Source organism: Fictibacillus sp. NPDC058756 (assembly GCF_042746035.1).
Lineage (GTDB): Bacteria > Bacillota > Bacilli > Bacillales > Fictibacillaceae > Fictibacillus.
On the sequence record NZ_JBHYPU010000001.1, the window covers coordinates 1,878,689 to 1,899,499 of the forward strand.

The following is a 20,811-nucleotide window of genomic DNA, read 5'->3' on the forward strand; positions in this document are numbered from 1 at the left end:
CAAATCCTCACCATTAAGAAGGGGTTTTTAGATGATAATTCAGTGGCAAACATAAAAAAAGAGCCTGTGTGCTGGCTCCTTTAGAATTAGATTTGAAGATAAGTTTTACCGTTTTCCTGAATGATTTTCTCTTCCTTCATGAGTTTGCCAAGTGCACGTTTGAAAGCAGCTTTGCTCATTTGGAACGTTTCTTTTATTTCATCAGGAGATGATTTATCAGTTAGAGGCATTTGTCCTTTATGTTCGCGAAGGTATTGATAAATCCGCTCTGCATCTTCACTGTAAGCTACTTCTTTTCTAGCTTTCATGGACAAATTGATTCTTCCATCTTCTCGGACAAATGCAACCCTTGCACCCAACTTTTGCCCCAGACGCGGCTTTACCTTTAATTCATCATTATGAATAAATCCAATATACTGTTCTTCAGTAAACAACAATACACCAGATTCATTGATTTTATAAACATATCCTGATGTTTGCTGATTAAAAGCTTCTTCAGTTGCTGCTTCTGCTTGTTCAACCATCTCTTCTTCAGTAGCTAAGTCAGCAAATAAACGTCCCTTTTTATCAAGCTTCATACCGGAATACACTTTATCTCCAATATGCGGCCACTCATCCCATGATTCTGGCAGATCATCTTTTGACAGGAGAAGATCTTTTTTGATGCCAATATGCAAAAATACACCCAGCTTATGATTTACCCCAGCTACTTCCAGCCAAGCCAAAGAATCGAGTCTTACTTTAGGTATGGTTTCGGTAGCTGCTAGTCTTCCTTCATGGTCCTGATAGAGAAAAACTTCTACACTTCCACCTTCTTCATATTTTCCTTTTGCTTCTGCTTTATGCAAAAGCACTTCTTTTCCGTCTTCTAAATCTAAAACATACCCTAAATCTGAATCTCTGAGTACTTTCAGTGTATATACTAATCCAGGTTTTTTTGTTTCCATGGTTTCATTCCTTTTCTGTTGATCAATTTAGAAGGCTGTTTTCGTAAACTTTGTTGCTTTTGTAAGAGGTTAATTTCCGCTGCAGGACTCGCTTTCCGCAGGGTGTGCGGTGAGCCCCCTCGTCGCCCAGCGACATTGAGTGGTCTCACCTGTCCCACTCATCCTGCTGGAGTCTCGTCCTTTCGCTCCAATTAACTATTCAATGAAGAATTTCTAATCTGTCAGTTACAACAATTTTTTAGAAAATAGCGCTAAAGAAAAAAAGAAAAACCTACATAGTAGGTTTTCGCCTTCTTGATCTTATTTATTCATCTTTATTATCTTTTGCTGCCTCAAGCTCCATTAGCTTTTTTACTAAAATGTGCTGAGGCATATGCATTAGTTGCTCTAGCGGTACATTTAACTCTTTTGCTAATTTAACCGCAGTTTCAGCAGATAATTGTAATGGTTTCATATGCTTCCCTCCAGCAAAAAGTATAGCAGTTTAGATTGATTATCTGTATACACAATATTTTTTAGAATAGACCTACTGCTTTACCGTCTTCAGTAACATCCATATTATTAGCAGCAGGAACTTTTGGGAGTCCAGGCATTGTCATTACATCCCCAGTTAATGCCACAATAAAACCAGCGCCAATTGATGGCTTTAGTTCTCTGATCGTTATAGTAAAGTTTTCGGGACGGCCGAGTTTTTTAGGGTCATCTGAAAATGAATACTGTGTTTTGGCCATACAGATAGGAAGTTTGTCCCAGCCGAACTCACTATATTGTTTCATTTGTTTTAATGCTTTAGGTGAAAACTGAACCTCACCTGCGCCATAAACTTTTTTACATATCGTTTCGATTTTTTCCGAAATAGATAAATCAAGGTCATATAATGGTCTGTATTCATTTTTTTCATTTTCGATTGTCTCTAAAACTCTTTTTGCTAGTTCTTCTCCGCCTTCTCCGCCTTTAGCCCAAACATCAGCTTCTTCTGAAGCGACACCTTTTTTACTGCACCAATCTTTTATAAAAGCAATCTCTTCTTCTGTGTCTGTAACAAACTTATTGATGGCTACAACAACTGGAACTCCAAATTGTTTTAATGTCTCAAGATGTTTTTCAAGATTCGGCATTCCCTTTTCAAGCGCAGCAACATCTGGAGTTTTCAAATATTCCTTTGCAAGTCCGCCATGCATCTTTAATGCTCTAACCGTTGCGACGATTACAACCGCACTAGGGTTAAAGCCAGCATATCTTGCTTTTATATCTAAGAACTTTTCAGCACCTAAATCAGCGCCGAATCCTGCTTCGGTTACTACCATTTCCCCTAGCTTTGATGCCAGTTTAGTTGCAATTACACTGTTGCATCCATGCGCGATATTTGCAAAAGGACCGCCATGAATAAGAGCAGGTGTATTCTCAAGTGTTTGAACAATATTAGGGCGGATCGCATCTTTTAACAGAAGCGTAAGTGCACCATGTGCATTCAAGTCACCAGCTGTTACAGGCTCATTATCATAATCGAAAGCTACTACCATTCTGGATAGTCTGAGCTTTAAATCTTCAAGATTATTAGCCAAACAAAAAATAGCCATTATTTCTGAAGCAACTGTAATGTCAAACCCGTCTTCACGCGGTACACCTTGAACAGGTCCGCCTAAGCCGATAACAATCTTTCTTAAAGCACGATCATTCATATCCAAAGCTCGTTTCCATACAATACGGCGAGGATCTATATTTAATGCGTTGCCTTGATGGATATGATTATCAATAAGTGCCGCTAGTGCATTATTTGCAGTAGTAATTGCATGAATGTCTCCAGTGAAATGGAGGTTGATATCTTCCATAGGCATTACTTGAGAATAGCCGCCCCCTGCCGCTCCACCTTTAATCCCCATGCTAGGGCCAAGTGAAGGTTCTCGTAAAGCGATTATCGTTTTCTTGCCAACACGATTAAGTGCTTGTCCAAGTCCGACCGTTACGGTAGATTTGCCTTCACCTGTAGGTGTTGGACTAATAGCAGTAACTAAAACGACTTTGCCTTCTTCAACATTTTGCAGCTTTTGAAATAGATCTAGTGAAAGTTTTCCTTTGTATCTACCGTAAGGTTCCCAATCATCCTCATCAATTCCTAGTTGTCCTACAATTTCTTCAATGCGCAGCATCTTAGCTGATTGGGCAATCTCGATATCACTTTTATACGTAACCTTTTCTAGCATGTTGAATTAACCCTCCATATGTAAAATTGTCTCCACTCTCTATTGTATATGAAACCAGTATGTGATGCGATTAGTTTTTATATGATAACTTTTATTCGTTTAGTTTACATGAATTCAGGATATCGTATAATAAGAATGGAAAGATATTCTTGAGGAGGCAGTTTAATGGCAAAAATTGACGTACAAGGCTATGGAACTTATAACATTGAAGATGGCAAAAAACTTGTTTTGGCATTAGAAGATAATGGTATTGATATTCTTCACCGCTGTGGAGGAAAAGCAAAATGTACTTCTTGCCGTGTAGAAGTATTATCCGGAGATTTAGGCCCAATTGGAGAAAAAGAAGCTAGCATCATTGAAACAAAAGGCTTATCAGGCAACATTAGACTCTCATGTCAGATTTGCGTGAGTTCAGACGCGTCAATCAAACCAGTACTTACTGTAAGTTCTGAAGGTCTAGATGCTGGACCTCGCCCAGCTGAAGAATGCGAATAAAAAAAGGGCCGTGCGGGCCCTTTTTTGTTGAAAAAATGTAAACCGGTCAATAAACTTAGATATTGGTGAAATTAAGTTCATCATTGGTGAATATATGTATGCTTTTGGTGAAATTAATTATGAAATTGGTGAAATTACTCCTCCGAACAGAGCTATAATTTATGATTTCTTATTTCTTCCCTTCCCATTCTCCAAAAAACTGCTCTAAAAAGCTCTCCAAGAATGCATGCCGTTCATCTGCAAGCTTTTTTGCGTAAGTTGTATTCATTGTATCCTTTAATTTTAATAATTTTTCATAAAAATGGTTAACAGCTGTACTCTTTTCATTCCTGTATTGATCTTTCGTCATCTTCTCCCGGACTGGAATCTCTGGGTCATACATCAATTGTCCTTTTGCTCCTGAATAAGCAAAAGTCCTTCCGATACCTATTGCTCCAATAGCATCCAGCCTGTCAGCATCTTGTACGACCTGTCCTTCAAGAGTTTGCATAGCAGACTGATTTCCGCCTTTAAACGACATCGTGCTTATAATAGATATGATTTGTTCTATGTAATGACTTTCTAAGGCTATGGACACTAGCCATACTTTAACCTCTTCCAGCCCTTTTTCTTCAGTGCCTGCTATTTTTTCATCAGCTATATCATGAAGCAATGCTGCCATTACACATATAAAATGATCAGCACCTTCTTGCACGGCAATGTTTTCTGCCAGCTTTTTCACACGGTAAATATGGTACCAGTCATGCCCGCTGCTTTCATCTTTTAATTTTTCTTTAACAAATTCTTCAGTTTTTTCTATCATTAATTGACTCATCTTTACCCCACTGTACAAGATTGGTTAATTTCTCTGTTTGATTCTAATCGGTCAAGTAATTCATATGCATGTTTCTTAGACCGGATATCTTCTTTAACAAATGATTCAAGCAGTGCAATAAAGTAACTCCCATCAAAAGATAATTGTTTGACGAGTGTAACTTCTAAAGCTATTTTCACCTGAGATTCAGTTGCTGCTGTATAATGTCTGCCAAAGTCAATAAAGTGAAGATCCCCATCTGAGAGACGAAAACCTTTTGAAGCTAACAATGCTACATAATCTTCTAAAATGTTTGCTGCCATGTTTTACTCAACCCCAAAATCAAATGATTCTAGTAAATTGTACCAGTAAAAATTAGGAATTATCAATGACTTCTTTTTTTGCTTTGATTATCTTGCCATTTAAAGCCTGATTTACTAATTGGTCAGCATCTTTATTTTCATTTCTTGCAATCCATTCGTAAACAGGTTCAATCTGAAGCTTCTTAAACAGTGTTTCGATTTTATCTGCCCAGTTTTGGAGGTTCACTTCATAACATGGCCATTCACCTTTCATCTGTTCGATTACTACCTTGGAGTCCCCTTGAATTAACACCTGCTCATATTGAACACCCAGTTCTTCAAGTTCCCTTGCCGCAGCCCATAACGCTGCATATTCAGCCTCATTGTTAGATTCAATATTCGTAAAACTGGCGTTTTTCTTTAGTCGGTATTTTATTCCGTTCTGCGAGAAGTAAATAATGATTCCCTGGCCGCTCATCTTGGATTCTGCCAAGAAACCTCCATCAAAAAATACACGGATTTCTTTAGGCTCTTCTTTTTTAACTTCAGTAAGTTTTAACAGTTCTTTTTTTGTCCATGTAACACCTTTAGTGTCAATGAATATCAATTCAGAAATTCGTCCCGTTTTTTCCAGATCATTCGCCGTAAAAATTGCTTCTTGCAATGAAACTGGATCAGAAACAAAACGAATTTTCAATTGTGATTTTGGTTGTTTGTACATATATTCTATGGAGAACTTCATAGCAATCTCCTTTTTGTTTTATTTAAAGTGCATTATAATACGTATATAAATTTACACAGAGGAGAGTCATCCATTGATCGAAGTATATATAGATGGTGCAAGTGCTGGTGATCCTGGATTGTCAGGTGCAGGAGTTTATGTGAAAGTTGGAGACGGCACAACCCAATCTTATCGTTTCCCATTAGGCAATATGTCTAACCATGAAGCGGAATTTCAAGCTCTATTACGAGGCTTGGAGTTATGTGTTGAAAATAACTGGCGGATTGTCTCTTTCCGTACAGATTCTCAAGCTGTAGAAAGTGCAATAGATAAGAGATATGCCAAAGACAAAAGATATACTGTACTTCTTGAAAAAGCTCTATCTTTAGCAGATCAGCTAGATTTATTTTTTATCAAATGGATTCCATCAAAACAAAATAAAGCAGCAGATGAACTGGCTCGGAAAGCTATCCAGTTAAACAGGAGTTCCAAATGATAAAGAAACCATGGTTTGCTGATTTTAACCTGCTGTTAGTTGCGTTTGTCTGGGGAACGACATTTGTCATTGTTCAAAAAGCGATCGCTTTTCTAGAACCATATTCATTTAATACTGTCCGTTTTTTTATAGCTGCAATACTATTATTATTCATTATATACTTTTTTAAGCGTACATCATTTAAGAACTTCAAAAATAAAAATCTATTAAAAAGTGGAACCCTATTGGGTTTTTGGCTTTTCTTAGGGTACGGATTTCAAACTGTTGGACTTCTGTATACGACTTCCTCAAAAGCTGGATTTATAACAGGATTAAGTGTAATACTTGTCCCTCTTTTTAGCTATGCATTGCTAAAACAAAAACTGAACTGGCAGATTGGCTTTAGTTCATTGCTTGCAGTAGCTGGACTTTATTTACTTACAATCCATAATAGTTTTTCCTTAAATATAGGAGATGGGTATGTACTTCTATGTGCTTTATCGTTTGCGCTGCACATTGTTTTTACAGGTAAATTTGCCAAATCCTTTGATGCTTTATGCCTGACAGTTGTTCAGCTTTTTACGGTGTCCTTATTAAGCTTTATCACAGCATTATTTACAGAACATTGGCAGGAGATCTTTGCTGCGAATATGCTGCTTAAATCTGAAGTAATTACTGCCCTTTTAATCACTTCATTGTTTGCGACTGCTCTGGCCTTTTTAGCCCAAACCTATTTTCAATCCTTTACTACTCCTGCAAGAGTGGCATTAATATTCGCGATGGAACCTGTTTTTGCTGCAATCACGGCTTTTATTGTACTAAATGAACGTTTAGGTTCAAAAGCATTGATTGGATGTATTCTCATTTTGTTCGGAATGATTCTTTCTGAGTTGAAATACAGTGACTTAACGTTCAAAAAGAAAACAAAAAGAGTGGGATATTAACCCACTCTTATTTGTATTTCCAAAGCCTGCAAAGCCTCTCGAACCGCTTCTTTATTTAAAAGATATCTGCATTCTTCAAGATCTCTGTCAATTATATCTGGAACATCGGTGAAGATGGTACATAAATCTTTACTTAAAACAGCCATATCCCTTCCTGCTTCAAGCTTTTTTAGATAACGTTTGAATTTAGGATCTAGTTTTTCAAAATTTTCATAAATGAGTTCAACTGCACCATATTGCTGAATGAGAGGTAATGCAGCTTTATCTCCTACACCAGCTACTCCAGGAATGTTATCACTCTTATCGCCCAATAATGCTTTTACATCAATCCATTGTGCAGGAGTGATTCCATACTCCTCCTGAAAATGGTTTAGTGTATATTTCAACTCTTCACGTTTTATTGCAATAAGCTGAGATGTTCTATCGCATAGCAGCTGTAATAGATCACGGTCGTTGCTGTAAATGATGCACTCTCCGTCTCTTTCATTGCGCCATCGGTTAACCATGGTTCCTATGATATCGTCTGCTTCATATCTAGGAATTGTAAGCTGGGTAATTCCGATTGTATCAAACAATTCAACCAGCGTTTCATATTGTTGTATGAGAGGCTCTGGCAATTCGTTTCGTGTTCCTTTATATTCCGCAAATTTTTCCCGTCTAAGCGTTTCTTCTCGTTTCACATCCCAAGCAACTGCAATATGCGTAGGCTCGTGTTCCCTTACAAGCATGAGTAATTTCTGTATGGTTACACGGATTGCATTCGTGAACTGTCCTTTCGAATTTCGAGGAAGGTCATGCATCTCTTTGCCATAAGCTGTAGCAAAATAACATCTGCTTAGCAGGTTAAATCCATCGATCAATAGTAATACTTCTTTTTTCTCCATTCCAATATCCCCCGGTTATGTTATGAAAAAAGCGCATTTTACAGTGAAGTAAAATACGCTTGTTAATTGTTAAGTAAAGTCCGCTCTGCCGTGACTTTATATGCCTTTGGAACCTGATCTCTCAGGTGGGTATCCGCAGCTGCCGTTACAGCCTTCCAAGTCGAGTGCAAGGCATGACTGTCTGACAGATCATGTTGGATTCCCGTCTTTAGCACATAGGTTAAAGACATTGGAAAGCCACTAACATCGCAGATTTTTATTATACTCTGTCTTGGATCAGAAGTAAAATTATTTTGTTTTCTTGCCGTGATGCATTTTTTGAACTTCCATCTCAGCATATGAAGCAAATTCAGTTTGGTTTTCTGCTCCATTTTCTTTTACATTGTTGTTTCTCTGCGCATTCGCATTGCCTTTTTTCTGTCTGCCCATCAGTTTATCCCTCCTTATTCTTACTATGGCTAAATATTATTAAATTAAAACTTACATAATTTTTCCTTAAATGGTTAGCCTAATACTAAAAAGGAGGTCTTTACATTGGCAAATCCTTATTTGTGCCCTAATTGCAAAACAAATCGAACACGTTTTAATGTTATCGAACAAAATCCGGTTTCTGTAAAACTTGATCCTTCTACAGGTGATGTTGTACAGCAGTATGAAGAAGGTCAGCTCGATATGTTCCACCTGCCTTACAATGGTTCTGAAAGATTAATTCAATGCGGAGCTTGCGGTATTGTAGGCGAAGAAGAAATGTACATTAAACGTGCTCAAAGCAATCCAAGGTAAATAAACAAAAAAAGACTGCCTTAAGGTTTAGGCAGTCTTACTTCTTTTATATCATTTTGCGGGAGGAAGTTTTAAAGGAACCACTACCTTTTGCTTTAATGGCTCAATGTGAGTGAGATGTGAAAGAGTAACAGACAGATCCTCAACAGGCAAACCGTTATAAAAATAAATTAAAAAAGAAGGTTTTTCGTCTTGGTAAATTTGAGCTATGTCATATTCCTCAAATGGTTTACCTGAAGAATCCCTAACAGAGACAAGGTTTTTCGCGTATCGATCATCGTATGACTGAGGACTAAAATGATAACTGGGACGAGGATATATAAAGAAATCCTGAATAGAGGCTTGTTTAGGTAAAGTTTCGAGTGAGAATTTTATACCGCCTTGATTATTAGCATCATCCCAATACAACCCTTCATAAACAACGTTTATATCACTTTCGTTAACAATTAATTCGTTTTTCCTTACCCCTTCTGCTTGGTTAGCATTATATTTTTCTATGTCGATTTTAGGCACAGAAAAGGAATATTCATTTTTGGTACGGTGAACAGAATGTGTTATTGAAAAACTTCCCTCATCAGCTTCCTCTATATTAAATAGCTCACTCATTAATGAGTATCCTTGAATAAAATCCTCTGATTCATTTATTGATTCAATCTCATATTCAACTGGATGTTTTCTGTCATTAATATTAACTTCTCCAATCAGAGAAACCAAGTCTTTATCAATTTTCTTATCTAGCATAATTCTGGAACCTATCTGATAAAACTCCATATTTTTTAAATTTATTTTATCGCCATTATTTATACGCAAAGTTTGATTGATCGGGGTTGATGCGATAGCTTTTGGAAGGCCTTTTATCTGAGCTGGTTCAACTTGAAAAGCAATAGGCTTCAGGTTTATTATCCCATTCTTCGAAATCATGGAGATGTCATTTAGTTCGTATCTGTTGCTTTTCATCACTTCTACCCAATCTTCTTGTGAATTTACAGCATTATTAAATTCGGGATGAATCATCATTGAGCTGTATAAGCGATGTTTATACACATATCCTCTTGACGAAGTTTCACCAGGATATATTTCTGCAGTGCCTAAAAATTCTTTACTTTGCTTTGATGATAATTCGACCTTTTCTACATTCAATCTCGGAACATCGCCTTCATCTTTATCTCTTTCTTTTAGATCCACACTGTAAAGCACGTAAAGCTGAAACCCATTATTCCAAGTCTTTTCTATTCTTAGAGTTCTGTGTTCATTTGAAATCGGAATAGAAATATTACTATCTTTAAATAAGTTAAAATGATCCGCAAATTTTAATTCATTATATTTCATTTTTTCAAAATCCATTAACTCTTCCCAGTTATCTAGAACGGTAAAGTTTTCTGTGTTTACTTTCCAAGCTGGCTCAGCATTCTTTTTAAATTGTGTAAAGATTACAAAGCCTATTAATAAAACAGCTCCTATAATGATTTTTCTCAATTTGCTGTTCAAAGCCGATTCCCCTTTATAAGTTTTGAAAAATGCTTATTTCTTTAATTTAGGTACTTTGTACTTTATCGTAATCTCTGTGGGCAAAGGTTTTGAGTACACTAAATCTGATAAAGTAATGGTTAAACGCTCTTCTGGAATAGGTACGTAATCTCTAATACTTCCGTTTCTATCTTCTTTGAAAAAATTTGTTTCAGTTTCATCAATGTGCTTTTCATAGTTACTGAACTGTTATCCCTTCATTAAAAGTCTTTACGACTGTAAACTCTTTTTCATTAACTTTCCAGGCAGGCTCTGCATTTTTCTCATACTGCGTAAAAATAACAAACCCAGCAAAAAGAAAAGTTCCGATGATTACTTTTTTCCATTTATTCAAAACCGCAATCCCTCATCTCTATCTCTCCTTATTAATAATACCATAATATTTTGAATATTTATGAATAAATCCTAGTTTTTGGAATTTAAAAAACCTTGCCAGTTCAGCAAGGTTTGATTAATTACATAGATACTGTTTCACTTATATGATTTAATTGTGCTTCAATAACATTTAGGCCTTTTAGAAGCTGATCTTCTGAAATAACAAGTGGAGAAAGAATTCGAATCACATTGCTATATAATCCTGCACCCATAATCGCAACGCCGTTTAGGTTGCATAAAGCTATGATTTTCTTAGCTTTTTCTGCATCAGGTGCTTTCGTTTTTTTATCTTTGACTATTTCCAAAGCACACATCGCTCCAATCCCTCGAACATCACCGATAAATTCGTATTGATCTTTCCATTTGTTAAAAGTATCTAGAATGATTTCACCTATTTTGTTCGCTTTTGATAATAGCTGTTCTTCTTCAATCATAGCAATTACTTCTAATGCTGCAACACAGCCAAGCGGACTTCCGCCGTATGTTCCGCCGATTTCTCCTGGGGCAGGTGCATCCATGATTTCCGCTCTTCCTGTTACTGCAGAAATAGGAAGGCCGGCAGCAATTGATTTAGACATCGTCATCAAGTCAGGAACCACATCAAAGTGCTCCATTGCAAACATTTTACCTGTACGCCCGAAACCGGTTTGTATTTCATCAGCAATTAACAATATATTATACTTGTCACAAATTTGCCGAAGACCTTTTACGAAAGTTTTGGATGGAACAACAAAACCGCCTTCGCCTTGAACCGGTTCAAAAATGATAGCTGCAATTTCTTCCGGAGGAACTTCGCCTAAAAAGAAATCCTCAAACTTGCTTAAAATCGCTGCATCGGTTTCTTCCGTATTTCGCTCATCTCTATAATAGTAAGGATATGGCATCTTGTATGTCTCAGGAGCAAAAGGACCAAATTCAAACTTATATGGTTTTACTTTGCTAGTTAATGACATGGCAAGGAGTGTCCTTCCATGAAAACCGCGCTCAAAGGAAATGATCGCTTTTCTTCCAGTATATTTCCGAGCTATTTTTACTGCATTCTCTACTGCTTCTGCTCCGCTGTTCAGGAAGAATGTTTTTTTATGATGAGTTCCTGGAGTGATCTCATTTAATTTTTCAGCCAGCTGTATATATGGTTCATACATCATGACATGAAAACAAGGATGAATGTATTTATCAATTTGATTTTTTAAAGCTTCAACGACTCTTGGCGGACAATGGCCGACATTAAGTGTGCCGATAGCACCGGCAAAATCAATGTATTCCTTTCCGTCCACATCTGTCATCGTACTGCCTTTTGCATGATCCAGAAAGCTCAATACAGTATTAAAGGGTCCTCTTGGTACATTCAGCTCTTTTCGCTTTAATAATTCTTCTGATTTCTTCATTAGTTACTCCCCCCGCACCAGTCATAAATCGTTAAGGCAATAATTTCTGCTGCCTCAATAATCTTAGAAATTTCAATGTATTCATTTGGGTAATGAGCTACGGCAGTAACACCTGGCCCGAAGACAATTGAGGGTGTATTTCCTGCTTGTGAAAGCAGGCCGCCGTCAGTTCCCCATGGAGAAGCTTCTATGATCGGCCTTTCTTTTTTAACATGTTCATAGTTTTTAATAAGAGTATTCATGAGTGGATGATCTGTATCAATAGATCCAGGCAGCCATTGTGCTCCAAACCATTCTACAGATACAGGATGCTCCAATAGCCATTCATCCTGAATGCTAGAAAGATAGGCTTCTACCTCCCGTTTTACTTCTTCTAAAGTTTCATGAGGTGCTACACCTATCCTGCCTTCTAACTGAACTGTATCAGGAACAGATGAAGGCCAATTTCCTCCTGATATTTTCCCTACATTTATGGGAACAGGGATGGGTATATCACTATATAATGGATCCGTTATCCTTTTGTTGCGTTCAATTTCAAGAGCTTTGACTGCGTCTAAAACAATAGCAGTTTTTTCAATGGCACTGACTCCTTCATAGCGGGTGCCTCCGTGTGCTGCCTTTCCTTTGATGGTTAGCTTAAACCACATGGATCCTTGCTGAGCAGGGAATATTTTCATGTTAGTTGGTTCTGGGATGATAGCAGCATCAGCTGCATAACCCCTAAGCACGGCAGCCAGTGTACCTGCACCGCCGCTCTCTTCTTCTATAACACTATGAAATAACAGGTCTCCATCTAAAGTTGTTCCTGTTTCTTTTAACGCCTGAATTGCAAGAAGAAGTGACAGGTTACCTCCCTTCATGTCAGTGGAACCACGGCCATATAGTTTGCCATCTATAATCTTTCCGCTGTATGGATGATCATCCCATTGATTCAAATCGCCTTCAGGAACAACATCAATATGGCCATTTAGCACAAGCGAGCGTCCATTTCCTTTCCCTCTCCAAATCCCCACAACATTAGGACTGCTGCTAAAGTCAGATCGGCTCGCACAAAAGTAAGGATGTTTTGCCAGTTCTTCCCCATCAGGGTGCCACATATCTACTTCTAGTCCCATTTCATTTAGTTTTTTCGCAATCATATTTTGAACGCCTGCTTCATTGCCGGTTGTACTTGCTTCTTGCACAGTTTCCTGTAAAAAACGTATCGCATTATCTTGTTCTTTTAAAACCCAATTCGAGAGTTTTTCTTTTAGAAGCATGACTGTCCTCCCTCAGCACGTTTATTGAAATACAGAAACTTTTTCATCAACGATAACGGCAGCACCTGTCGTATTGATGACCTCTTCAATTGTATATGGATTCATGAATTCTCTTAGGAATAATTGGCCGTCCTCACAATGAAAGACTGCTTTTTCAGTAATTATCATATGCGCTCCTTCCCTTACCGTAAGCGGGAGAGAACAATTCTTAACAATTTTAGGATTTCCGAATTTGTCTGTATGGTTCATTAGAATGATTACTTTTTTCGCTTTTTGAGCAAGATCAATCGCACCGCCCATGCCAGGTACACGTTTTCCGGGAACGATCCAATTTGCGATGTCACCTTTCTCGCTGACTTCAAGTGCGCCTAATATCGTTACATCAAGCAAGCCTTTGCGGATAATCCCGAAGGCTGTTGCACTGTCAAAATAAGAAGCACCTGGCTGAATCGTAACTGGATATCCTCCTGCATTTGATAAATTCCCATCTTCCTCACCTGCTGCAGGGGAACCGCCCATCCCTAAAATGCCATTTTCAGTGTGGAGCATAATATGTAATTCCTTTGGGATATAATCTGCAACAAGTGTCGGAATGCCAATCCCCAGATTAACCGTCATGCCATCTTTTATTTCGAGTGCTGCCCTTCTTGCGATCCTGTGCCTTGTTTCAATTCCCAAACCCATTTCCAGTCCACCCCTTTACTTTGAATAATGTAATCAACAAATACTCCAGGAGTAACGATTTCTTCGGGATTTAATGAACCGGTCGGCACAATTTCTTCAACCTCAGCGATCGTGATTTGTCCTGCTGTCGCCACTAGAGGATTTGTATTTCGGGCACTTTTGTCATATACAAGATTTCCATACAAATCCGCTTTTTTCGCATAGATAATGGATACGTCCGCAGTTAAAGCGGTCTCTATCATATACTCTTTGCTGTTCACATGAACTTTTTCTTTGTTTGCTTCAACCACAGTACCTAAACCTACATCTACTAAAATTCCGCCTAGTCCCATACCTCCTGCTCTGATTTTTTCTGCGAGCGTTCCTTGGGGGACAAACTCCACTTCCAAAGACCCATCCTGCATCTGCTTTCCAGCTTCTGGATTTGAACCAATATGAGATGCGATCAGCTTTTTAACTCGTTTTTCAGTAATAAGCTTACCGGGTCCGATCCACGGAAACCCCGTATCATTGCTTATAAGAAAAATATCTTGAATATTCTTTTCCAGAATGAGATTCACTAAAGAAGGAGGAGCACCTACCCCTCCAAATCCGCCTACCATAAGTGACATTCCGTTAAAAAAATATTGAGATGCACTTTCTAATGATATTTGTTTATTTACTTGTGCCATCTCCCACACCTCTTTCAACTCGTGGCTTCCGTAATATATAAATCTTCAGAGATTAATTGATTGGTAAGTTCGCTTATTGATTGGTCAAGGATTTCTATAATGTCATTGATCTGTTCTTTTGTTACCGTCAGTGGCGGAGATATAAGGATAGAATCACCAGAAAATCCTGTTACGCCTCCAACCGCTGGATAAACAAGCAGCCCTTTTTCAAAACAAATTGATAATAGCCGGTCTGTAATCTTGTTTGCTAGTTCAAAAGGTTCTCTTGTTAAAGGATTTTTTACTAGTTCAAGTCCGCACAACAGTCCTTTTCCACGAACATCACCGATCAATGAATATTTCCATTGCAAACGCTGTAAATGGTTTTGAAGATAGTCACCCATTAGTGCTGCATTTTCTTGGAGATTATTTTTTTCCATATAATGAAGAACTGCAAGACAAGCTGCCGCTGACTGAGGATTTGCACTAAATGTATGGCCGCTCATCACGACTTTGCTTCCTGATTCAATTGTATTCATGATTTTGTCTGAAACGATTGTTGCTGCCATAGGTGTATAACCTGCACTCATGCCCTTTCCAAGCGCGATGATATCTGGTATGACTCCCCAGTGTTCCATCGCAAACATTTTTCCTGTCCTGCCCATTCCAGTCATCACTTCATCAGCGATCATTAAAATGTCATACTTATCACAAATCGCTCTGATTTTTGAATAATACTCATCTGGCGGAACAATTGCTCCACCTGAAGCACCAATCACTGGTTCAACTATAAAAGCAGCTATTTGTTCTGCTCCTATCGCTTGGACGATGTTTTCCAGTTCATCAGCACATCTGACACCGCATCCCGGATATGAATCCTTTAATGGACATTGATAGCAATATGGTGCTGGCGCTACCGGGAAATCTTCTAAAAGCGAATTAAAACGCTGTCTTCTTAGCTGATGTCCGGACATAGATAGAGCTCCTAATGTAATGCCATGGTAGCTGGTCCATCTCGATAGAACTTTTGTTTTCGTAAAAACCCCTTGCTCTTGAAAATATTGAATAGCGATCTTTAATGCTGTTTCAGTTGCCTCAGAACCACTATTAACAAAGAAAACGGAATTCAAGTCTCCAGGTGCACATTCAGCTAGTTTTTCCGCCAGCATTTCAGCAGCATCACTCGTAAACTGTGAACGGTATACAAAGGATACGTGTTTAGCCTGATTCCACATCGCTTCAGCAATTTCTTGTACACCATGCCCTATATTGGCAGTAATAGCTCCTGAGGATCCGTCGATGTACTGTTTTCCTTCTTTGTCATACAGGTAGATTCCTTTACCATGACTGATTACAGGATAATCATTTCCTAGAACCGGTTTAATGAGATTAGATTTTCTCATAAAAAAGGCTCCTTCCTCGTGAGGTTGAAAAGGAAATGCCATTTTAAAGACATTCCCTTCCTCTATGTGTTGTTATAGCTTAAAATAATTTTTCTTTAAAAACCTTGGAATGCTCATCAGGTCAGTATAGGAAATAGAAGCATCTATCTTTTTCGTGTCAATGAGCATAAGCTGATCTTCAATCTCATCTACAATATGGTCTTCTTGATACTCCATGCCGCAAGAGGGGCAGGAAACAGAAGGTATTACAGTTATTTCGACTGCTCTTGTGCCATCCGGAAGTTCCCAATAACCTGTGCGGGCAGTCTGTTCTGCCTTTTCATTTTCACACCATAAACACTTCATGTTATCCTCCATTCTTATGCATTCTTTTGTTCTTCAGGCGCTACAGAAACTCCTGCGTTTTTTTCTTGTTCAAATTTAAATTTTTTCTCTTTTAATTCATCACGTTTATCCCGTTTATCTTTTAATGAACTATGTTCAGGGTTTGTGCCATAATCCTCTCTTCGTTCTAAACGTTTTAAGCCTTGTGGAACCAAGTTGAAAGCTTCATCACGCATTAATGCGGATACACCGATTGCCGGTTTGATGTGATCCGTTCCCATGATTTCATTAAAGTAGGCATCGGCTCTCCCAGACTGATAGTTTTGCGGTTCAGGATAGGAAGTAATCACACCTTCAAAGTTTCGGAGTACAACTTTTTCAGGAGATTGCGAGATTAAATAATTTGGCTGAACAGCGATTTTACCTCCGCCTCCTGGAGCGTCAACAACGAATGTTGGAACAGCATAGCCTGAAGTATGACCCCTTAATCCTTCAATAATTTCAAGACCTTTTGAAACTGGTGCCCTGAAATGACCGATTCCTTCAGATAGATCACACTGATAGATGTAGTATGGTCTAACTCTTATTTTTACAAGATCATGCATTAATTTCTTCATGATCGGTACACTGTCATTAATTCCTGCAAGAATGACAGATTGATTCCCAACAGGAACTCCTGCATTTGCAAGCATTTCACAAGCTCTCTTTGATTCTTCTGTAATCTCTAAGGAAGTATTAAAGTGTGTATTAAGCCATACTGGGTGATATTTCTTCAGGATATTACACAGATTTTCTGTAATTCTTTGCGGAAATACTACAGGTGCTCTCGTCCCGATACGGATAATTTCCAGATGTGGTATTTCTCTAAGGTTCTTTAAAATATATTCAAGAATATTGTCGTTGATTAATAGTCCGTCACCGCCGGAGATTAAGCAGTCTCTCACTTGTGGATTATTTCTTATATAATTAATGGCCGCATCGAGCTGCTTTTTAGGAACACCCATGCCAATCTGTCCAGAGAATCTTCTTCTCGTACAATATCGGCAATACATGGAACATTGGTTTGTTACCAAGAAAAGAACTCTGTCCGGATAACGATGAGTAAGTCCAGGTACAGGAGAATCTTCATCCTCATGCAGCGGATCTTCTAAATCGTATTTTGTCTTTAAAATTTCTTTTCCAATAGGTACAGACTGCATTCGAATAGGACATCTAGCATCATCTTGATCCATCAGCCATGCATAATAAGGTGTGATGTTCAAAGGTATTGTCATAGTAGAAATCTTTACGCCTTCTTCTTCTTCAGGTGTTAAGTTAACTACTTTCCTTAAATCGTTTAAATTTCTGATTGTATTGGTAAGCTGCCATAACCAATCATTCCATTGATCCTCAGTTACATCCTTCCAAAGCTCATACTCTTTCCAATGTTTCTTAGGTTTGAACAATCCATTAACTACCGGCATATAAGTGACCTCCTTTATTTCTACATCAAATAAAACATGCAAGATTCGTGCCAATTAATCCGCAATTTCTAAATAATGAAATCACGGTATAGTTTATGCACGTTAGGCTGTTTTCGGCTCTAAATCCAAAATTACTGAAATAGAAAAACCGCCGAAAAATCGGCGGTTTACTTTTGTCTAATTTTATATTGAAGTGTTTGTCTTGGAACTTGTAAAATTTTTGCTGCCTGCTGAATATTGCCCGAGGTTTGTTTCAAAGCCATTTGGATAATCTGCTTTTCATATTCACCAAGAGCTTCCCTCAATGGCGGTATTGATGAAGGATGAGGTATGTGATTTTCTGCTCTGAAACTTTTTGTGCTTTTTATATGTTTAGGCATTAAAGCTATACCAATTGTTGTGTTGTTATCAGCAAAATTCATACAATGCTCGACGGCGTGTTTCAGCTCTCGAATGTTCCCCGGCCAGCTATATTCATTAAGTAATTGCTCTGCTTCCTGTGTTAATCCCATTACATTCTTTTTAAAAGCAGCATTTAATTCATTTAAGAAATGAATTGATAAATAGGAAATATCTTTTTGCCTTTCCCGCAATGGCGGAAGCTCAATATAAACGACATTTAGCCTGAAAAACAAATCCTGTCTTAATAGACCTTTTGATATACATTGTTCAGGGGCTTCATTAAGGGCGGATATTATTCTAACATTTACTTTTCGTAAATTTGTACTTCCAATCCGCTGTACTACACCTTCTTGGATAACACGAAGAATCTTTGCCTGCAGCTCAATAGGCATTGAGTTTATTTCATCTAAAAATAATGTTCCTCCGTCAGCCAGTTCAAAAACCCCAGGCCTGTCAACTGCACCTGTAAAACTTCCCTTTTTCGTACCAAACAATATCCCTTCAAGTAAAGGTCCAGGAATAGCCGCACAGTTTTGAACAACAAATGGTTTATTCGCCCTCGGTGACTCATTATGAATAGCTTGTACAAACATTTCTTTACCTGTCCCAGTTTCACCATAAATCATTATGGGAGAACTTGTTTTAGATGCTTTTCTGCATTGTTCCTTAATATCGTTAAGTAAAGGATCTAAGCTTAAAATATTATGAAAATGATAGGTGGCAAAGGTTTGTTTATCGGTTTTATTTTTTGTTGTTTTCATTTTTGCCTGCAAGTCGAGCAATTGATCTGAAAGCTGTTTAACTTTTGATATATCTTTTGCAACTTCTACTGCTCCAATTAGCTCACCATCCAGCCAAAGCGGCAAAGTTGAATTAACTGTATCAATTTGTTTTCCTTTTCGATTCGTATAAGCTTGATGCTGATTATATATAGGAGTACCTGTCTGTATAACTTTTAATAACGTACTCGTTTCTTTTGTAAGTGAAGGAAAGGCATCTAAAACATGGCTGTTATGCACTTCTTCTAAAGTTAAACCGTCTAAAGAGGCAGCTACCGAATTATAGAAAATAGTCATTCCATTTGCATCCACAACATGAATGCCTTCATCAATTGTCTTTAAAATCGCATTTAATGTTTCAGCTGTTTCCAATGATCCAGAAATCATGAAACAACACCGCCCTTTGATGCCGATTATTTGTCAGCATGTGCCGAATTTCAGGCACTCATATGCTTTCGGATAAATCTTTAACCCAAATATTCATATCTTCATATTTATCGAAAATTTTACAGTTGTTAGCCAGTCTCCCTTTATAAACGTACCCTTTTTGATGAAATACGGCATTCATGCCAAATGAAAGAGCTCTCGCTATGGAATAGGAACAATAGATTTTTCTGTTAAAAAGTTCTTGTTCCAAGTGATCAATCAAATGTTTCATAAGACCAAATTTTCGATGTTCCGTGAGAGTTGCACAATCAGTGATTTCAGCATTATGATAAACAGCATTTACATCAGCTGACGCAGCACTTACAATTCTTTTTTGATAAGTTATCACACAGAACAATGTTCCTGATTTGATCATTTTAAGAACATATTCCGGGTCATCCATTGGAGTTGGATACACCTCAAATACTTGACTATATAAATCTGCGAGTTCTTTTGCGTCTTGTTCATCTGCCATCCGCAATGTATATTCTTTCGGCATAGGATTTGATATTGAAGTTGGGGACAGCCTTAATACGTCTTTTATAATTTTGTCTTCTTCTATCCAATAACTGCTGTTTCTTCTTTCGTTATTTAAATACTTGCACATAGAAACTGCAGACGCACCGTTAAAGTAACCCTTAAACTCCCCTTCATATATAAAACCTAACTCAAGCCAATTGGAAAGATCATCGTGACGGGATTTGATTATTATTTTATGGAAATTATTTTGAGCTGCGATCTCGTCGAGCCACTTCGATAATAAACTTACATTTCCGCGATAGTCATCAATTCGGATCCGTTCGTTATAATAATCAAAACAAACTTCGGCTGTAAACTTCGGCTGCTGAATTTTTTCGTTTTTATAAAAAGTGGTATACACTTGTCAGCCCTCCTGTCTCTTTTACATAAATTCCATAAATTACGGATAAATTCCTGCACAAAAAAACCACCCGTATAAGGTGGCTAAAAAGCTTGTCATTACAATGCTCTATGCGGCAGCTTCCAATTAAATTTAAGGGACAGCATCCTAAAGACAACGAGGCTGATAAATAGAATCATATATTCAATTGTACCGTTCACTATATTTAAACCTACAATCAGTCCGCCTAGCAGAGCCCAAACTGCATAAATTTCTTCTCGCAGCACTACGGGCTTTCTGCCAGCTAGAATATCACGAATGATCCCCCCGCCTATTCCTGTTAAAATCGCGGCAACAATAATCGCGCTCATAGGATGCCCCATGCTTGATGCAGTGATTGCTCCTTGAATTGCGAAAGCTGAAAGGCCGATTGCATCAAAGAAATGCAAACTCCTTTTTGAGTACCGAATTAAATTTTCCGGCATAAAAAAGACAATGCCCATTGCAGCTAGGGCTGATTTAAGTAAAAGACCTTGTTCCCAAATCGTATCCACAGGGAGTCCTATTAATACATTTCGTATGATTCCTCCACCGAACGCTGTAACCAATCCTAAAATAAATACACCCAGTATGTCATAATCTTCTTCCATTGCAACGAGCGCCCCCGAAATTGCAAATGCGATCGTTCCAATGATATTTAATAAATCCCAAGTCAAACTCGTAC

General features: G+C 38.0%; 24 protein-coding genes and 1 other RNA gene. 4 read left to right on the forward strand and 21 right to left on the reverse strand.

Going from position 1 to position 20,811, the window contains the following annotated elements:
- Nucleotides 1-86 precede the first annotated feature (86 nt).
- The 3 genes from ACFW35_RS09420 to ACFW35_RS09430 form a co-directional block, all read right to left on the reverse strand.
- On the reverse strand, nt 87-947 hold the full coding sequence (locus tag ACFW35_RS09420) for a CvfB family protein (RefSeq protein WP_379845304.1): 861 nt from the start codon (nt 945-947) through the stop codon (nt 87-89).
- A 304-nt stretch (nt 948-1,251) separates the two neighbouring features.
- Nucleotides 1,252-1,401: a YycC family protein gene (locus ACFW35_RS09425; protein ID WP_066289923.1), complete on the reverse strand. Its 150-nt coding sequence runs from the start codon at nt 1,399-1,401 to the stop codon at nt 1,252-1,254.
- A 61-nt stretch (nt 1,402-1,462) separates the two neighbouring features.
- Nucleotides 1,463-3,151, reverse strand: a complete 1,689-nt coding sequence (locus ACFW35_RS09430; protein WP_379845306.1) for a formate--tetrahydrofolate ligase — start codon at nt 3,149-3,151, stop codon at nt 1,463-1,465.
- 165 nt (nt 3,152-3,316) lie between these two features.
- Here ACFW35_RS09430 and ACFW35_RS09435 point away from each other — a divergent pair, with 165 nt between their 5' ends.
- On the forward strand, nt 3,317-3,646 hold the full coding sequence (locus tag ACFW35_RS09435) for a 2Fe-2S iron-sulfur cluster-binding protein (protein WP_379845308.1): 330 nt from the start codon (nt 3,317-3,319) through the stop codon (nt 3,644-3,646).
- A gap of 169 nt (nt 3,647-3,815) precedes the next feature.
- Here ACFW35_RS09435 and ACFW35_RS09440 read toward each other — a convergent pair whose 3' ends face one another.
- Genes ACFW35_RS09440 through ACFW35_RS09450 form a run of 3 tightly spaced genes read right to left on the reverse strand, consistent with a single transcriptional unit; the run spans nt 3,816 to nt 5,483 of the window.
- The gene (locus ACFW35_RS09440; RefSeq protein ID WP_379845309.1) at nt 3,816-4,460 is read right to left on the reverse strand and encodes an HD domain-containing protein; all 645 of its coding nucleotides are present in this window, start codon (nt 4,458-4,460) and stop codon (nt 3,816-3,818) included.
- A gap of 2 nt (nt 4,461-4,462) precedes the next feature.
- Nucleotides 4,463-4,762 carry a DUF6123 family protein gene (locus tag ACFW35_RS09445; RefSeq protein ID WP_379845311.1) on the reverse strand — a complete coding sequence of 100 codons (300 nt, stop codon included), beginning with the start codon at nt 4,760-4,762 and terminating at the stop codon, nt 4,463-4,465.
- Between the two features lie 52 nt (nt 4,763-4,814).
- Entirely contained in the window at nt 4,815-5,483 is a 669-nt protein-coding gene (locus ACFW35_RS09450) for a reverse transcriptase-like protein (RefSeq protein ID WP_379845312.1), read from the reverse strand.
- 73 nt (nt 5,484-5,556) lie between these two features.
- On the opposite strand from ACFW35_RS09450, the gene ACFW35_RS09455 reads away from it, so the two are divergent.
- Together ACFW35_RS09455 and ACFW35_RS09460 are read left to right on the forward strand one after the other, a co-directional pair.
- Nucleotides 5,557-5,958 (forward strand): reverse transcriptase-like protein, encoded by a 402-nt coding sequence (locus ACFW35_RS09455; protein WP_379834106.1) that lies wholly within the window; start codon nt 5,557-5,559, stop codon nt 5,956-5,958.
- Complete coding sequence (locus ACFW35_RS09460; RefSeq protein WP_379845314.1) at nt 5,955-6,881, forward strand: DMT family transporter; 927 nt, start codon at nt 5,955-5,957, stop codon at nt 6,879-6,881. Before ACFW35_RS09455 ends, ACFW35_RS09460 begins: the two co-directional genes overlap by 4 nt.
- Here ACFW35_RS09460 and ACFW35_RS09465 read toward each other — a convergent pair.
- The 3 genes from ACFW35_RS09465 to ACFW35_RS09475 form a co-directional block, all read right to left on the reverse strand.
- A complete protein-coding gene (locus tag ACFW35_RS09465) occupies nt 6,878-7,765 on the reverse strand; it encodes a 5'-3' exonuclease (RefSeq protein WP_379845316.1) in 888 nt (295 codons plus the stop codon). The two genes, ACFW35_RS09460 and ACFW35_RS09465, sit on opposite strands and share 4 nt — an antisense overlap.
- Nucleotides 7,766-7,838: 73 nt before the next feature.
- Nucleotides 7,839-8,023: non-coding RNA, 6S RNA (ssrS, locus tag ACFW35_RS09470), on the reverse strand.
- 30 nt (nt 8,024-8,053) lie between these two features.
- On the reverse strand, nt 8,054-8,194 hold the full coding sequence (locus tag ACFW35_RS09475; RefSeq protein ID WP_165389407.1) for a hypothetical protein: 141 nt from the start codon (nt 8,192-8,194) through the stop codon (nt 8,054-8,056).
- Between the two features lie 105 nt (nt 8,195-8,299).
- Here ACFW35_RS09475 and ACFW35_RS09480 point away from each other — a divergent pair, with 105 nt between their 5' ends.
- Nucleotides 8,300-8,548 carry a DNA alkylation repair protein gene (locus tag ACFW35_RS09480; RefSeq protein WP_379845317.1) on the forward strand — a complete coding sequence of 83 codons (249 nt, stop codon included), beginning with the start codon at nt 8,300-8,302 and terminating at the stop codon, nt 8,546-8,548.
- Between the two features lie 51 nt (nt 8,549-8,599).
- Here the strand turns inward: ACFW35_RS09480 and ACFW35_RS09485 are convergent, their stop codons facing one another.
- The 12 genes from ACFW35_RS09485 to ACFW35_RS09540 all read right to left on the reverse strand — a co-directional run bounded on the left by ACFW35_RS09485 (nt 8,600) and on the right by ACFW35_RS09540 (nt 20,803).
- Complete coding sequence (locus ACFW35_RS09485; protein ID WP_379845319.1) at nt 8,600-10,036, reverse strand: hypothetical protein; 1,437 nt, start codon at nt 10,034-10,036, stop codon at nt 8,600-8,602.
- 217 nt (nt 10,037-10,253) lie between these two features.
- Nucleotides 10,254-10,409 (reverse strand): hypothetical protein, encoded by a 156-nt coding sequence (locus tag ACFW35_RS09490; protein WP_379845320.1) that lies wholly within the window; start codon nt 10,407-10,409, stop codon nt 10,254-10,256.
- Between the two features lie 121 nt (nt 10,410-10,530).
- Entirely contained in the window at nt 10,531-11,838 is a 1,308-nt protein-coding gene (gene gabT / locus ACFW35_RS09495; RefSeq protein ID WP_379845322.1) for a 4-aminobutyrate--2-oxoglutarate transaminase, read from the reverse strand.
- Nucleotides 11,838-13,097, reverse strand: a complete 1,260-nt coding sequence (locus tag ACFW35_RS09500) for a peptidase (protein ID WP_379845323.1) — start codon at nt 13,095-13,097, stop codon at nt 11,838-11,840. The genes gabT and ACFW35_RS09500 overlap by 1 nt, the downstream gene beginning before the upstream one ends.
- 21 nt (nt 13,098-13,118) lie before the next feature.
- Entirely contained in the window at nt 13,119-13,781 is a 663-nt protein-coding gene (locus tag ACFW35_RS09505; protein ID WP_379845325.1) for a 3-oxoacid CoA-transferase subunit B, read from the reverse strand.
- On the reverse strand, nt 13,724-14,452 hold the full coding sequence (locus ACFW35_RS09510) for a CoA transferase subunit A (RefSeq protein ID WP_379845327.1): 729 nt from the start codon (nt 14,450-14,452) through the stop codon (nt 13,724-13,726). Before ACFW35_RS09510 ends, ACFW35_RS09505 begins: the two co-directional genes overlap by 58 nt.
- Nucleotides 14,453-14,466: 14 nt before the next feature.
- Nucleotides 14,467-15,834, reverse strand: a complete 1,368-nt coding sequence (locus tag ACFW35_RS09515) for an aspartate aminotransferase family protein (RefSeq protein ID WP_379845328.1) — start codon at nt 15,832-15,834, stop codon at nt 14,467-14,469.
- Between the two features lie 72 nt (nt 15,835-15,906).
- Nucleotides 15,907-16,179, reverse strand: a complete 273-nt coding sequence (locus tag ACFW35_RS09520) for a YokU family protein (protein WP_379845329.1) — start codon at nt 16,177-16,179, stop codon at nt 15,907-15,909.
- Nucleotides 16,180-16,193: 14 nt separating this feature from the next.
- A complete protein-coding gene (ablA, locus tag ACFW35_RS09525) occupies nt 16,194-17,621 on the reverse strand; it encodes a lysine 2,3-aminomutase (RefSeq protein ID WP_379845331.1) in 1,428 nt (475 codons plus the stop codon).
- A 167-nt stretch (nt 17,622-17,788) separates the two neighbouring features.
- Complete coding sequence (locus ACFW35_RS09530; protein ID WP_379845332.1) at nt 17,789-19,189, reverse strand: sigma-54 interaction domain-containing protein; 1,401 nt, start codon at nt 19,187-19,189, stop codon at nt 17,789-17,791.
- A 58-nt stretch (nt 19,190-19,247) separates the two neighbouring features.
- Complete coding sequence (ablB, locus tag ACFW35_RS09535; protein ID WP_379845334.1) at nt 19,248-20,108, reverse strand: putative beta-lysine N-acetyltransferase; 861 nt, start codon at nt 20,106-20,108, stop codon at nt 19,248-19,250.
- A gap of 98 nt (nt 20,109-20,206) precedes the next feature.
- A complete protein-coding gene (locus ACFW35_RS09540; protein WP_379845335.1) occupies nt 20,207-20,803 on the reverse strand; it encodes a trimeric intracellular cation channel family protein in 597 nt (198 codons plus the stop codon).
- Nucleotides 20,804-20,811 lie beyond the last annotated feature (8 nt).

What these genes read in the sequence shown, in the direction of transcription:
- ACFW35_RS09420 (WP_379845304.1), bottom strand. Translation starts at nt 947, where the DNA reads ATGGAAACAAAAAAACCTGGATTAGTATATACACTGAAAGTACTCAGA.
- ACFW35_RS09425 (WP_066289923.1), bottom strand. Translation starts at nt 1,401, where the DNA reads ATGAAACCATTACAATTATCTGCTGAAACTGCGGTTAAATTAGCAAAA.
- ACFW35_RS09430 (WP_379845306.1), bottom strand. Translation starts at nt 3,151, where the DNA reads ATGCTAGAAAAGGTTACGTATAAAAGTGATATCGAGATTGCCCAATCA.
- ACFW35_RS09435 (WP_379845308.1), top strand. Translation starts at nt 3,317, where the DNA reads ATGGCAAAAATTGACGTACAAGGCTATGGAACTTATAACATTGAAGAT.
- ACFW35_RS09440 (WP_379845309.1), bottom strand. Translation starts at nt 4,460, where the DNA reads ATGAGTCAATTAATGATAGAAAAAACTGAAGAATTTGTTAAAGAAAAA.
- ACFW35_RS09445 (WP_379845311.1), bottom strand. Translation starts at nt 4,762, where the DNA reads ATGGCAGCAAACATTTTAGAAGATTATGTAGCATTGTTAGCTTCAAAA.
- ACFW35_RS09450 (WP_379845312.1), bottom strand. Translation starts at nt 5,483, where the DNA reads ATGAAGTTCTCCATAGAATATATGTACAAACAACCAAAATCACAATTG.
- ACFW35_RS09460 (WP_379845314.1), top strand. Translation starts at nt 5,955, where the DNA reads ATGATAAAGAAACCATGGTTTGCTGATTTTAACCTGCTGTTAGTTGCG.
- ACFW35_RS09465 (WP_379845316.1), bottom strand. Translation starts at nt 7,765, where the DNA reads ATGGAGAAAAAAGAAGTATTACTATTGATCGATGGATTTAACCTGCTA.
- ACFW35_RS09475 (WP_165389407.1), bottom strand. Translation starts at nt 8,194, where the DNA reads ATGGGCAGACAGAAAAAAGGCAATGCGAATGCGCAGAGAAACAACAAT.
- gabT (WP_379845322.1), bottom strand. Translation starts at nt 11,838, where the DNA reads ATGAAGAAATCAGAAGAATTATTAAAGCGAAAAGAGCTGAATGTACCA.
- ACFW35_RS09500 (WP_379845323.1), bottom strand. Translation starts at nt 13,097, where the DNA reads ATGCTTCTAAAAGAAAAACTCTCGAATTGGGTTTTAAAAGAACAAGAT.
- ACFW35_RS09505 (WP_379845325.1), bottom strand. Translation starts at nt 13,781, where the DNA reads ATGGGTTTGGGAATTGAAACAAGGCACAGGATCGCAAGAAGGGCAGCA.
- ACFW35_RS09510 (WP_379845327.1), bottom strand. Translation starts at nt 14,452, where the DNA reads ATGGCACAAGTAAATAAACAAATATCATTAGAAAGTGCATCTCAATAT.
- ACFW35_RS09515 (WP_379845328.1), bottom strand. Translation starts at nt 15,834, where the DNA reads ATGAGAAAATCTAATCTCATTAAACCGGTTCTAGGAAATGATTATCCT.
- ACFW35_RS09520 (WP_379845329.1), bottom strand. Translation starts at nt 16,179, where the DNA reads ATGAAGTGTTTATGGTGTGAAAATGAAAAGGCAGAACAGACTGCCCGC.
- ablA (WP_379845331.1), bottom strand. Translation starts at nt 17,621, where the DNA reads ATGCCGGTAGTTAATGGATTGTTCAAACCTAAGAAACATTGGAAAGAG.
- ACFW35_RS09530 (WP_379845332.1), bottom strand. Translation starts at nt 19,189, where the DNA reads ATGATTTCTGGATCATTGGAAACAGCTGAAACATTAAATGCGATTTTA.